Below are 12,837 nucleotides of genomic sequence, written 5' to 3' on the forward strand. Positions count from 1 at the left end.
TCGAACCGGGCCATGATCTTGTGGGAGGCTGCGATGCCCGACGAGCCCCGCGTTCAAGAACTGCTCGATGAACTGCTCGACTCGGGGGCGACTCCGGAGGAGGTCTGCCGAACATGCCCGGAATTCCTGCCCGTCGTCCGCGTGCGATGGCGGCAAATCTGCTGGGCACGTGATGAGCTCGATGCGCTGCTCCCAGTCTCCTCGCACGATCAATCTTCGGCGAATCCCTCAGAAGATCGCCCCCTGCCACGCGTCCCGGGCTACGAGATCGGGGCGGTGCTCGGCCACGGCGGCATGGGCATCGTCTTCCAGGCCAAGCAACTGCGCCTGGGGCGCTTTGTCGCCCTCAAGATGACGCTGGCCGGTACCTACGCCGGACCTCGCGATCGTGAGCGGTTTCGCCGGGAAGCCGAGGCGATCGCCGCCGTCCAGCACGCGAACATCGTCCAGATCCATGACGTGGGTGAATGCGCGGGGCTGCCCTATCTCGCGATGGAGTTCGTGGGGGGCGGGAATCTGGCCCGGAGGTTGGGAGGCATCCCACTGCCGGCACGAGAGGCGGCCTCGTTGCTGGCGATCCTGGCCGAGGCGACACATGCGGCCCATCGGGGAGGGATCGTCCACCGCGACCTCAAACCTTCCAACATCCTGTTCACGCCCGAAGGCACGCCCAAGGTCACCGATTTCGGGCTCGCCAAGCGTCTCAAAGGCGACGCCAGTCTTACCTTGAGCGGCGTCTCACTGGGCACGCCAAGCTATATGGCCCCCGAACAGGCCGAGGGCAAGATCAAGGACGTCGGACCGCTCGCCGACGTCTATGCCCTGGGTGCAATCCTCTACGAATGTCTCACAGGCAGGCCGCCCTTCCGAGCCGAGTCGGCGGCAGCAACGCTCCAGCAGGTCGTGACCGACGAGCCGGTCGCTCCGCGGCGACTGAATCCATCAGTGCCGCGCGACCTGGAAACGATCTGCATGAAATGTCTGAACAAGGTGTCGACGCGACGTTACGCCAGCGCCGAGGAACTCGCCAACGACCTGGAGCGATTCAAAGCAGGGGAGCCCATCCGGGCTCGGCCTGTTGGGGCTGTGGAGCGCAGCTGGAAATGGGCACAGCGGCGGCCGACGCTGGCGGCGTTGTTGGGGGTTCTGTTGTTCGCGATGATCGGACTGACAGCCTTGTCCGCCATCGCCCTGGACCGCGAGAAGAAGGCGCGACGGGAAGCGATTAAGGCGAAGAAGGCTCGTGACTTTTTGATAAGCATTTTTCGGATCAAGGACACTCACACGGGAAACACCACGACCGCCCGACAGATCCTCAACCAGGCCGAGGAGCGTATTCCCGTCGAGTTTGCGGACCAACGAGAACTGCGCGACGAGCTGCTGGCGGTAATTGAGGATGTGAATCGCAGCCTGGCTCCGGCCATTCCCGCCGCCATGATCCTGCAGACGCAGGGCGCCATCACGTTACACTCCCAACGCGGCGACACCGACCGGCCCGGGCCGCAGATGCTGCTTTATCCCGACGACCGCCTGACCCTGGCGGCGGATGCCCGGATGCAGCTCGTCTTCCTGTCCGACCTGCGGAAGGGATGGCTGCAACCGGGCCGGGACGTGACCATCGGTCGCAAGGACTGTTCCCCGGGCGATGCGGTCCGGAAGTGTGACGACAGCATACTGATGACGTTCGTCCGCCTGCCGAAGGGGACCTTCTACATGGGCTGGGACGGCAAGCCAGATTCGGCGAAGAAGACGGAGATCAAGGAGGACTTCGAGGTCGCCGTGCATCCCGTGACCCAGGGGCAGTGGGAAGCCATCATGGGCAATAATCCCAGTTGGTTCTCCCGCAAAGGCCTCGGTAGGACCTCGGTCCTGGAGATCTCCGATGAAGAGCTGAAACTGTTTCCCGTGGAGAGCGTTTCGTGGGACGACACGCAGGAATTCCTCAAAAAGCTGAACGAAAAGGAACGAGGACGAGACTATTGGTACCGCTTGCCCACCGAGGCAGAATGGGAATATGCTTGCCGGGGAGGGGCCACGTCTTTAGAAGAATGCTCGCATCATTTCTATTTTGACAAGCCGACCAATGACCTTTCGTCGGAGCAGTCGAACTTCGACGGCAACCGCCCGTTTGGCAACGCACCGAAGGGGCCCTATCGAAGACGGCCGACCCGGGTGGGTGCCTATCCCTCGAACAAGCTGGGGCTGTGCGACCGACACGGCAACATCTATCAATGGACCGACACCGCCCAGGGCTCGTTCCGGGTCTTCCGGGGCGGCGGCTGGAGCGATGACGGCGCCGGCTGCCGTGCGGCGGACCATAACTGGGATTTGCCGTCGTTCCGGTTCAACGTCCTCGGCCTCCTCCTTGCCCGAGTTCCCCGCCCAGTGGCTGACCAGGCAGGCAAGAGCGGACCAAACCAGTCCCCATAGGCAAGACAACAGCACGCTTGTCGATACATTCCACATTGCGACCAGAATCCGGCTACCGCCCCGATTTACATCTAAACATTTTGAAGTTCTTTGAAAGAATAATTTTTAAAACGTGAATTTCTTATTATTCTCATCATGCCTCTCCTCATCACCAGGACAAGGTGGACAGCGATCCATCTCCTCACGGTAGAGTTCGGCCACCTTGGTGTATCGCTCCGGGAGCGTGTTGAGCTGGTCCTCCGTCAGGTTTTCGATATCGATGAGTTCATTCCTCGCCTTGTTGACGGCGAAGATCAGCTCGTCGAGTTTGAGAATGCAGGGCTTTCGACTCGCGGTTCTGGGCGTTCTGGATCTGGAAGACCATGAGGAACGTGACGATGGTCGTCCCGGTATTGGATCACAAGCTGCCAGTTGGAGGAAAAGCCGCAGGACGGGCCCGCCAACGCCCAGGCGATGACGACCGGGAGGGCGCTCAGAAATCCCCAGCGACCGCCGGTCGCGCGAATCGTCCAGCCGGCAAGTCTCGAGAACAGGTCCCGACGGGCCGGGGGGATTGAAGGTATCGTGATTGGCTTTCCAGCCGAAGCTACCGCCATCGTTGCGACCTCTGTTAGGATCCGGAGAGGCGTCGTTGGGGGAAGGCGGACACTTCGGGAGAGACGCCGGGACGACGATCCCGGCCACCATCTCCATGAGACGACCCTCGGACAAGTCCCCCCTTGACGTCGAGTCGAGGGAGACAATCGCGATGGTCGATACAACCTGAAACGACGACACTCCAACAACACTTCTCACGCATCCGGGATGCCAACAATCAGATGGAGATCCAACCCGACTTTGATGTAGTGGTTGTCGGTGCGGGTGCGGCCGGTCTTGTGGCGTCGTTCCGCGCGGCGGAGCGGGGACGTCGCGTCCTCTTGATCGAGAAGAACCGCAAGCCAGGCGTGAAGATCCTCATCTCGGGGGGGACGCGCTGCAACATCACCAACGCGCGCGGCCTGCGAAGCACTCGGATGATCTCGGGACCGATCTCCGACGAGTATGATCCTCGCGAGGCGAAAGGGGCGAAGAGCATCCAGCAGGCGTTCGGCGAAGGGGGAGGCAAGTTCCTCGGCCCCGCCTTGAGAGCCCTGAACGTCGAGCGGACCGTCGAGCTCTTCGAGGCGGAAGGGCTCTCGACCATGATCGAGGGCAACGGCAAGGTCTTCCCCGCCTCGAACCGCGCGACGGACGTCCTGGCGGCCCTGTTGCGACGGTTCGAGCGTTCCGGGGCGACGATGCGATGCGAGACGCCCGCCCTCGGTATCGCCTCCGTCGATCAGGGCTTCAAGGTCCGACTTCACAACGGCTCGATCCAAACTCCCCGAGTCATCGTGGCGGTCGGCGGTCAGTCGTTTCCCGGCTGTGGGACGTCGGGAGACGGCTACGCGATGGCGCGCGAGTTCGGCCACTCGATCGTCACGCCCAAGCCGGCACTCGTGCCGATCCGGGTCCACCCCGAATGGGTCCCCGGATTGAAAGGCCTGACGATCCCCGACGCCCTGGCGTCGATCCGAGGGACGAGCGGCCCTTCGCTCTCCGAACGTCGCGAGGCCGTCCTCTTCGCCCACTTCGGGCTGACGGGCCCGGCGATCCTCGACGTGAGCCGCAGCGTCGCGCGACACGAAGGCCCGGAACAACTCGACCTGGTGCTCGACTTCGTCCCCACCCTTCGCGCCGACGCTTTGGACCAGGAGCTCCAGGCGTTGTGTCGGAGTGGGCGACGTGCCGTCGTCGGCCTCTTGCCGGAGCCCATCCCCCGACGTCTGGCGGAGTCCATCCTGGGCGCCTCAGGGATCCCGTTGGGAAGGATGGGGCCGGACCTCTCGCGAGACGAACGCCACCGCCTGGTCGGCAACATCAAGGGGATCCGGCTCCCGGTCTCGGGGACGCTCGGGTTCGCCAAGGCTGAGGTGACCAGCGGAGGAGTGGCCCTCGACGAAGTCGAGTCGACGACGCTCGAAAGCCGGCTGCGGCCCGGCCTTCATTTCGTCGGCGAAGTCCTCGACCTCGACGGCCTGATCGGCGGCTACAACTTCCAGGCAGCCTGGAGCACCGGCTGGCTCGCGGGCGAGTCGGTGTGAGGCGTTGGCCTCGAACTCTGCCACATCAAGACGACAGGGCCACCTACAACTTTTGTAGGGCGGACATTGCCCACCCTACAAATGCCGAAGCGATCACTTGTGGGCGAGTCGGCTCGAGGTCTCGACCTCGAGCTCTGCCTTGTCAGATCGTGCCAGGAGGACCGGCTTCGGGATGGAGCCAGTCGTAGAATGAGCGGTCCGACAAGGCCCCCGAGGCGCCTCGCTCGGGGACGAACCAGCGATGGAGCGGGTTGTATCGGAAGGAGCCGGGGACGATCGCCCCGGAGTCATCGACGCTGAAACGACCGAGCAGGTCGACCTGGGCCGGTTCGTTCCCCTCCTCGGTGTCGTAACGTGGATCGACGAGGAAGAGGGCCCCTCCAGGATGCGCGGTCGCCTCGCGGATCACGTCGGGGTTCAGGATGGCCACGTCGTTCATGTAGTCGGCGAACACCTTGGCGAACTCGGGGTTCGCCTCGAAGTCTTCGCCATCGAATCCCCCCTCGTCGTCGGGGGTGAATTCGCCCACGATCGCTCGAGAATCAATGCCGACCCGCTGAGCCAGTTCGGGCTCGATGAAACAGGCGACGTGGCGCAAGACGCCCTCGTGCTCGATCTTGAAGGCGTTCAGGAGGGTTGCGGTCGGCTCGGACATGGGGCCTCGACTCTCTCGGCCGGCAATATGGGGAAGTCAGTCCTTCGCGATTGACGAAGAGCGAAGGCCCAGTTTCATAGGATGAATCGACTCAGGTCCTCGTCCTTGACGAGTTCCTCGAGGCGAGCTCGGACGTAGGCCGCGTCGACGGTCACGTGCTTGTCGGGGCGGTCGGGGGCGTCGAAGCTCACCTCTTCCACGATCCGTTCGAGGATCGTGTGCAGTCGACGCGCACCGATGTCCTGCGTGGATTGGTTCACCTGGAACGCGAGGTCCGCCATCGTGTCAATCGCGTCGGGCGTGAACTCGAGCGTCACCCCTTCCGTCGCGAGGAGCGCCTGGTATTGCCGGATCAAGGAGGCCCGGGGCTCACGGAGGATCCTGGCGAAGTCGTCGCGGCCCAGGCTATCGAGCTCGACGCGAATCGGGAACCGGCCCTGGAGTTCGGGCATCAGATCCGAGGGCCGGGAGCGGTGGAACGCCCCCGCGGCGAGGAAGAGGACGTAATCGGTCTTGACCGGGCCGTACTTGGTCGTGACGGTGGTCCCTTCGACGATAGGCAGGAGGTCGCGTTGGACCCCTTGCCTCGACACGTCGGGGCCTCGCCCTCCCCCACCCTCTTCGCCTGCGATCTTGTCGATCTCGTCGAGGAAGACGATTCCGGACTCCTCGGCGAGCGCCACGGCCGCCTGGTTCACCTTATCGGGGTCGATCAGGCCCTCGGATTCCATCGCGATCAGCAAGGGCCGGGCCTCGGAGACGGGCAAGGTCCGGGTCTGAGGGGCCTTGGGGACGAGCTTCTCGAACATCCCCTGGAGGTCCATCTCCATCTGCTCCAGGTTCCCCGCGCCGAGGATCGATACGGGCGGGGCGCCTCGCCCAGGGAGCGTGAGCTCGACCTCGCGGTCTTCGAGCTCGCCAGCCTCGAGCCTCGCGCGCATCTTGTCCCTCGAGCGTTGGCGACGCTCGGCCGCCTCGGCGGCCTCGGGGGAATCCGGATCGACCCACTGGCTCGGAGGTGTGGGAAGGAGGAGGTCGACCAGCCGCTGCTCGGCTCGTGACTTGGCCTGTTCGGCCACTCGCTCGCGCTCGTTGACCTTAACCAGGCTGATCGACGCCTCGACCAGGTCTCGGATCAGGCTCTCAACGTCTCGGCCGTAATATCCAACCTCGGTGAATTTGGTCGCCTCGACCTTCACGAACGGGGCGCCGACGAGTTTTGCGAGCCGCCGGGCGATCTCGGTCTTGCCCACGCCGGTCGGGCCGATGAGCAGGATGTTCTTGGGCGTGACATGCCCTCGGATGTCTTCCGGGAGCTGCTGCCGGCGCCAGCGGTTCCGGAGCGCGATCGCCACGGCCCGCTTCGCGGCATCTTGCCCCACGATGTCATGGTCGAGCTCGGCCACGATTTGCCGGGGGGTCAGGTCGCGCACGGGAGCTCCTCCACCGTCAGATGGCCATTCGTATAAATATCGATCCCCGAGGCGATCAGGAGCGACTCGCGGACGATCTCCGACGCGCTCAGGGTCGAATGGGCCAGGAGGGCCCGGGCCGAGGCGAGGGCGTATCCGCCCCCCGAACCGGTGGCGAGGATCCCGTCGGTCGGCTGGATCACGTCCCCGGAGCCGCTGACGAGGAGGCTGTGCTTCGGGTCAACGACGACGAGGATCGCCTCGAGCCGGCGGAGCATCCGATCCGTCCTCCAGAGCTTGGCCAGCTCCGTCGCGGCGCGAGGGACGTTGTTCGGGTAGTCCTTGAGCTTCGACTCGAACCGTTCGAGCAACGCGAAGCCGTCCGCGGCACTCCCGGCGAAGCCGACCAGGACCTTGCCTTCGAGCAACTTCCGGATCTTGACCGCGTCCGACTTCATCACGGTCGTACCGAGCGTGACCTGACCATCGCCTCCAATCGCCACCCGGTCCCCACGTCTCACCGAAAGGATCGTCGTCGCGTGCCAGTCCAAGTCGTCTCCCTCCCCTCCACCTCGCATGTCACGGACAGGATCTGCCCGAGACGTCGAGCATACTGACGACCTTCGGGCATTGCCAAGCGACGAGTGCTCCCCGAAGCTTCACAGGGCCGGGAGCCAAGCGTCTTCGGCAGCTTCAACCTCTTTGGAAATCAACGAGTTGCGCCAATTCCACCGGGCGACACCCGCACCGCCGCCTCGACCTCGATGGTGCGGAAGATTGAGCGCCGCTAAGAATCGTGTCGATACGAAGGAGAGTGATTAGTCTGCGGGAAAGACGGGTCGGTCCGAATGGGGACCGCGAGGCAGGCGAGGAGGGCACGATGCACCGTCTGTGGATCAGGACCGCGGTATGGGCGGTGGTGTGGACTGGCGTCTCGACGAGCACGGCGGGCGCGGCGGGTTGGGCGGAGTCCTGCTTCGCCGAGAAGGGGCACGACTTCGGCCCCGTCCCCCGAGGAGCGAAGGTCCACCACGACTTCGTGATGACGAACCGCCTCAGCGAGCCCGTCACGATCGTGAACGTCCGCGCCTCGTGCGGATGCACCACCGGACGAGCGAGCAACACGCTCGTCCAGCCGGGCCAGACGACGGTCGTCGAGGCCGAGATGGACACGAAGAACTTCGTCGGCCCCAAGGCCACGACCCTCTTCGTCACTCTCGTGACCGCCAGTGGCAACGAGGGCGAGGCGCGACTTGGCGTCCAGTCGCTGATCCTCAGCGATGTCGTGCTGAACCCCGGGACCGTCGAGTTCGGTACCGTCTCGCGAGGCCAGACCCCCAGCCAGGTCCTGACGATCGACCGCGTCGGATCGCCGACCTGGAAGGCCGAGCGCATGGTCTCCTCCAGCCGGGCCATCAACGCCAAGCTCCAGGAAACCGCCCGGAACGGCGCCAGCGTCGGCTACGTGCTGACCGTCTCGCTGAGGCCCGACGCCCCCGCGGGCATGATCCGCGATGAGATCCGGATCCTGACCAACGACGCCGAGTCCCCCAGCATCCCGATCATGATCACCGGCATGGTCCGAGGCGAGCTGACCGCGAAGCCCAGCCTACTTGCGATGGGCAACGTGGCCTCGGCGGGCGGGGTGCAGGGACGAATCCTCGTCATGGGCACGAAGCCCTTCCTCATCCAGTCGGTTGAAGGGGCCACCGACGGCTTCCGCGTCGGCCCGCTCGACCCGAAGCCCAAGACGGTGCACGTCCTCTCGATCAGCTACCGCCCCGAAGAAGGGAAGACCCGCGGCGACCTCCGCCATCCCTTCCGGATCACCACCAACCTCCCCGGCGAACCGCCGCTCGACGTCATGGCCACCCTCCACGTCTCGCCGTAACAAAGGGCGAGATCCCGAACATTTGAAACCCGGCTTTTTGTTCAAAGCCGGGTTTCTGACGCGTCCGGCATCGACATCCCCCTGCCCAGCCTCATCACCTTACCCGCGGGAACCGGGTCGGTTCGTACCGCCAGTCCCTGGCGAGTCGGTGATCACTCAGCCGACGGGGCTCGCGACGCTTTCTCAGCAATCCCGCTGATCCCGAATCGTCGCGCGAGCTCGCTCTCGACCTCCGCCCATGGGACGTCGTGGCGGCCGAGCAGGACCATGACGTGGAAAACCAGGTCGGCGGCCTCTCTGACGAGGTGGGCCCGACCGTCCTCGCCCGGCTCGGAAGCGGCCTCGATGACCTCGAGGGCCTCCTCGGCGATCTTGCCGACGATCTTCGGATCCCCTTTACGCAAGAGGGACGCGACATACGACTTCTCGTCCGCCGGATTCGCCTTCCGCTCGGCGATCACCGCCAGCAAGGCCGGTACTATCGAGGATTCGGACATCTTCGACTTCGCCCTTTCGCGCAGCGGACCCTCGAAGCCGACGGCCGACACCCTAGCCGTCCGCTCGTTTCGCAATGCCGCCAAGGCCTCTCAGGATAACTTCCGCCGGCCCGAGTTGAGAACCGTGGGCGCCCGGAACCCCTCGAAACGCCGGCCTTGTTGGCCCATCGGCGACGCTTGCCGACGATGCCCCGACTCTGGCAAGATTGGGGAAACCTCGAGGGTTCCTCAAAGCGAAGCGCCCAAGCGTGCGACACGCCACATCGATCCGAGCGAATAGTTCCATGCCGAACCCGGGCGAAGTCGAAACGGAGTTTGGGGTCCCGATCCCGGGTCAGATCCTCCCCGAGGCGGAGTGGGCCCGAACGGCAATCAAGCGCCTCCCTTACCCTCCGGCTCCCCTCAACTGGTCCGAAATTTTCGGCCGATCGGCACCGGTGATCCTGGAGCTCGGCTGCGGCAACGGGCGGTATACCCTGCTCAGCGCCCTCGAACGCCCCGACTCCAACCATGTCGGCGTCGACATCCTCCCCGTGGTCATCCGCTACGCGACGCGCCGGGCCAATCAGAGGGGGTTGCACAACGTCCGGTTCGCGGTCAAGGATGCGGAGACGTTCATGGCGGAATACGTCCCCGAGTCGAGCGTCGCCGAGGTCCACCTCTACCACCCCCAGCCCTACCACGATCCGAGGCGGGCCCACCTCCGGCTCGTGACCCCGCGCTTCCTGGCGTCCGTCCATCGCGGACTAACCGCCGGGGGGCTCTTCGCGATCCAGACCGACAATCCCGATTATTGGTCTTACATCACGCAACTCCTCCCCGTCTTCTTCGAGTTCCACGAGCAGGAAGGCGTATGGCCCGACGCCCCCGAAGGACGCTCGAGGCGCGAGATCCTCTCGAGAAGCCGAGGAGTGCGGATCTTCCGGGGCTGGGGACGCCGCCGCGACGACATCGGCCGCGACGAGGCGATCCGGCTCGCCGAGCAACTCCCCCCGCCCACCTTCCGGAGCCGAGGCCCCTGGTGCGATCTCGACGCCTGGGAAGAAGGGGGCCCTCCCTCCGGAAGTCGTCGATAAAAACAGAAATTGCACCAACAATTCAAAAATTCTTCATTTCCGAGTAATTAGCATCACCACCGAGGGTCGCCTTGCCTCGAAGGGCGCCTATCCCGATAGCCAAGGCGGCCTGAGAGCCAGCCCACAACGCCGCTCGCTCCTGAGCGGATTGAGTTGCGACAGCACGATGTGGACTCGGATCAGTTCGTCGAGCCCGAGCTGCGGATCATGGCGAGGACGGCCTCGACATGGCCATGGTGCAGGGATCGGGTGATCGTGAAGGCGTCGGCGGCGGGGATGAAGGCCGCGCCCTTGAGGGAGCGGCTGAGGAGGTCGATGACATGGAGCGGGAGATCGGAGAGGTTTCCGAGTGTCTCATGCTTGACCTTGCCGTCCTGGCGGAAGGTGCGTCGAAGGTAATAGCTGGTGTAGACGACCCCCTTGATGGTGTTCGTAACTTTGGCGACATGAACGGCGTGTCGTTTTCGACCCATATCGGAGATCTGACGCCGAGGTGCCGAGAGCGTCAACAATATTCCGAACGGATTTTGGCTACAATTCCGACTCGAAATCGCAGTTAACGCCTTGGCGTGCCGGCGTTTGCGTCAAAAACGGCCCTGGAACTCCGGGTTAATAAGGGACGGTTGGGCTATGATGTCTCGTTCTCTCGACGTCGAAAGGTCAGAGAAGAACGTGCCTTCGAGATGCTTGTGGTCGTCATCGGCCTTTCGGCCTCAACGCATCCTAATATTGTCCAAAGCCGGGTTTCTGATGCACTCGACATGATCACGAAGTCGCTGGGCACAGGTCGCGTCCGCAGAGTCGCTGGGCTCACGACGTCGGTTACGTCCCTCGTGGCACCCGAGTCCTTCGGCCGCACAGCGAATTGGGGGTCATAACCCACAGGTCTTCGTGAAGGGCGGTCTCTACTTTTCGACCCCGAAAAGGCTGAGATCCACGGGCTCCTCGGCGCTCAGTACGAGCTTGCGCTTCACCCTGGGCCAGACGCCGAGGAGCGCATCAACGTAGAGACGTTTGACAGTCAAGCTCCTCGCGGGACGGGCTGCGTCGAGGAGCGCGAGAAAGCGAGAGGCTCCAGCCTTCGCCAGGGCGACGGAACGATCGGCGCGGGCCCGAGCCTTTTCGATCCTGGCGAGGGCCGACGACTTGGCGGCGGTGAGCGTCGTGGACTCATAGGCCCTCGCCTCGTTGATCCGACGCTCGCGCTCGCTCTCGGCGGCCTGCGCGGCGGCGAAGTCGGGGGCGACTTCGCTGGGCGGCCGGGCATCGGTCAGGCTCACACCCAGGATGGCGATCCCCAACCGGTCGCGGTCGACGGTCCGGGAAATCTCGGCCTCGACGTCGAGCGCGACCTCTGCACGACCGTGACGCAACGCCGCGTCGATCCCTTTCCGTGAGAGCGTCCGGGTCAGACTCGCCTCGACAAGATGGGCCAGGAGCGGTTCCGTCTCCGAGGCCCGAAGCGTGAAGGCGACCGGGTCCTCGACCCGATACTGCACGACGCCTCGGGCACGGAGCAAGTTCAGGTCGCCCGTCAGGTACTCACCGGCCCCTGGATCGTCATCGGGCCCGGGTGTGCCCACGAGTCCAACCTCAAGCCGTCGCACGGCATCGGTGCGAATCCGCGTCGTCAGGTCGACCCCATAAGGACCACCCCAGTGGAGGCCAGGCACTAAGGGCCGAGGCAGGACGCGGCCGAGTCGTCGCACGACCACGACTTCGCCAGGCGCAACGACCAACAGGCCCGTGGCAAGGTAGCCGACGAGGGCCGCGAAGCCCAACGATGTCAGGATCCATCTCCACGAGATCACGGCGTCCGCTCCATCCTGCTCGCCCCCGAGCCGGGAGTCGACGCCGGCGGTCGTTCGTCCAGGAGTTCCTGCGAAGGCCCTTGCGTCAGCAGCTTGAGCAACGGACTCCCAGACGAGAGGACGATCGTCGCCTTCTCATCGAGGAGGGCGCGATACGTCTCGAGGGTCCTCAGGAACTCGTAGAACTTGGGGTCCTGCGCGTGCGCCTTGTTGTAGAGCCGAGTCGCCTCGGCCTCCCCCTGCCCGCGGACCCTCTCCGCCTCGGCGTCGGCCTCGGCGAGGATCGCGTCGCGACGGCGGTCGGCCTGGCTCGTCAGTGTCTGATACTTCGCGTCCCCTTCGGCCCGGAGCGTCGCGGCGACCTGCCGGCGCTCGCTGCGGATCAGTTCGAAGACAGCCGGACGGACCTCGACCGGATGGTTGAACCGCCTAAGCCGAATATCGATGACGTCGACGCCAAGCTCCGTCTTCGCCGCGGGAGCGACGGCCGCGAGGACTTCGGACGTCAGGGCGTCGAGCGTCCAGACCTTCGCGTCAGTCGAGGCCATCGACGCGAGATCCCGCCTCCCGATCGCGTTGCTGAGTGCCGCGGCGACTCGCTCATCCAGACGGGCCTCCGCCGCGTCGAGGGTCCCCGCCGACGCCAGGAATCGCGCCGGCTCGTCGACCCTCCAGACAACGTAACTAGCAACTTCCAGATTCCGCTTATCCCCCGTGATCACCTCACGCGCCGGCGGACCGAAGACCTGGAGCCTCCGATCGATCGCCTCCGTCGACTGCCAGGGCCACTTCCACGAGAGCCCCGTCTCTCCCGGAGTATCCCCGAGGATCGCGACCAGGCGGCCGAACTCGGTGATGAGAACAAACTGGGTCTCGTCGACGACGACCGCCGATCGCCAGGCGATCGCCGACGGCACCGCGAGCCCCAACATCACAAGCATC

General features: G+C 64.7%; 13 protein-coding genes. 4 read left to right on the forward strand and 9 right to left on the reverse strand.

The window, feature by feature from the left end; all coding sequences use genetic code 11:
- Positions 1–33: 33 nt before the first annotated feature.
- Positions 34–2,430: a bifunctional serine/threonine-protein kinase/formylglycine-generating enzyme family protein gene (locus tag ACYOEI_RS09280; RefSeq protein ID WP_462849143.1), complete on the forward strand. Its 2,397-nt coding sequence runs from the start codon at positions 34–36 to the stop codon at positions 2,428–2,430.
- Positions 2,431–2,535: 105 nt separating this feature from the next.
- Here ACYOEI_RS09280 and ACYOEI_RS09285 read toward each other — a convergent pair whose 3' ends face one another.
- Positions 2,536–2,841, reverse strand: coding sequence for a low affinity iron permease family protein (locus ACYOEI_RS09285; protein WP_462849555.1), 306 nt, complete (start codon positions 2,839–2,841; stop codon positions 2,536–2,538).
- Positions 2,724–3,026: a low affinity iron permease family protein gene (locus ACYOEI_RS09290; RefSeq protein WP_462849556.1), complete on the reverse strand. Its 303-nt coding sequence runs from the start codon at positions 3,024–3,026 to the stop codon at positions 2,724–2,726. The genes ACYOEI_RS09285 and ACYOEI_RS09290 overlap by 118 nt, the downstream gene beginning before the upstream one ends.
- 222 nt (positions 3,027–3,248) lie before the next feature.
- Here ACYOEI_RS09290 and ACYOEI_RS09295 point away from each other — a divergent pair, with 222 nt between their 5' ends.
- Entirely contained in the window at positions 3,249–4,553 is a 1,305-nt protein-coding gene (locus ACYOEI_RS09295; protein ID WP_462849144.1) for a BaiN/RdsA family NAD(P)/FAD-dependent oxidoreductase, read from the forward strand.
- A gap of 142 nt (positions 4,554–4,695) precedes the next feature.
- Here the strand turns inward: ACYOEI_RS09295 and ACYOEI_RS09300 are convergent, their stop codons facing one another.
- The 3 genes from ACYOEI_RS09300 to hslV form a co-directional block, all read right to left on the reverse strand.
- Positions 4,696–5,208, reverse strand: coding sequence for a hypothetical protein (locus ACYOEI_RS09300; RefSeq protein WP_462849145.1), 513 nt, complete (start codon positions 5,206–5,208; stop codon positions 4,696–4,698).
- A 74-nt stretch (positions 5,209–5,282) separates the two neighbouring features.
- Positions 5,283–6,641, reverse strand: a complete 1,359-nt coding sequence (gene hslU, locus ACYOEI_RS09305; RefSeq protein ID WP_462849146.1) for an ATP-dependent protease ATPase subunit HslU — start codon at positions 6,639–6,641, stop codon at positions 5,283–5,285.
- The gene (gene hslV, locus ACYOEI_RS09310; protein ID WP_462849147.1) at positions 6,629–7,171 is read right to left on the reverse strand and encodes an ATP-dependent protease subunit HslV; all 543 of its coding nucleotides are present in this window, start codon (positions 7,169–7,171) and stop codon (positions 6,629–6,631) included. Before hslV ends, hslU begins: the two co-directional genes overlap by 13 nt.
- Positions 7,172–7,500: 329 nt before the next feature.
- On the opposite strand from hslV, the gene ACYOEI_RS09315 reads away from it, so the two are divergent.
- Entirely contained in the window at positions 7,501–8,511 is a 1,011-nt protein-coding gene (locus ACYOEI_RS09315; RefSeq protein ID WP_462849148.1) for a DUF1573 domain-containing protein, read from the forward strand.
- Between the two features lie 152 nt (positions 8,512–8,663).
- On the opposite strand, the gene ACYOEI_RS09320 is transcribed toward ACYOEI_RS09315, so the two are convergent.
- Complete coding sequence (locus ACYOEI_RS09320) at positions 8,664–9,008, reverse strand: phosphoribosyl-ATP diphosphatase (RefSeq protein WP_462849149.1); 345 nt, start codon at positions 9,006–9,008, stop codon at positions 8,664–8,666.
- A gap of 284 nt (positions 9,009–9,292) precedes the next feature.
- Between ACYOEI_RS09320 and trmB the strand changes: the two genes are divergently transcribed.
- Positions 9,293–10,084, forward strand: a complete 792-nt coding sequence (gene trmB, locus ACYOEI_RS09325) for a tRNA (guanine(46)-N(7))-methyltransferase TrmB (RefSeq protein ID WP_462849150.1) — start codon at positions 9,293–9,295, stop codon at positions 10,082–10,084.
- Between the two features lie 179 nt (positions 10,085–10,263).
- On the opposite strand, the gene ACYOEI_RS09330 is transcribed toward trmB, so the two are convergent.
- From ACYOEI_RS09330 to hflC, 3 genes are all read right to left on the reverse strand, one after another.
- Positions 10,264–10,557 carry a hypothetical protein gene (locus tag ACYOEI_RS09330; RefSeq protein WP_462849151.1) on the reverse strand — a complete coding sequence of 98 codons (294 nt, stop codon included), beginning with the start codon at positions 10,555–10,557 and terminating at the stop codon, positions 10,264–10,266.
- A 432-nt stretch (positions 10,558–10,989) separates the two neighbouring features.
- Positions 10,990–11,895: a protease modulator HflK gene (hflK, locus tag ACYOEI_RS09335; protein WP_462849152.1), complete on the reverse strand. Its 906-nt coding sequence runs from the start codon at positions 11,893–11,895 to the stop codon at positions 10,990–10,992.
- A complete protein-coding gene (hflC, locus tag ACYOEI_RS09340) occupies positions 11,892–12,836 on the reverse strand; it encodes a protease modulator HflC (protein ID WP_462849153.1) in 945 nt (314 codons plus the stop codon). Before hflC ends, hflK begins: the two co-directional genes overlap by 4 nt.
- Position 12,837 lies beyond the last annotated feature (1 nt).

This window comes from Singulisphaera rosea, from assembly GCF_054877945.1.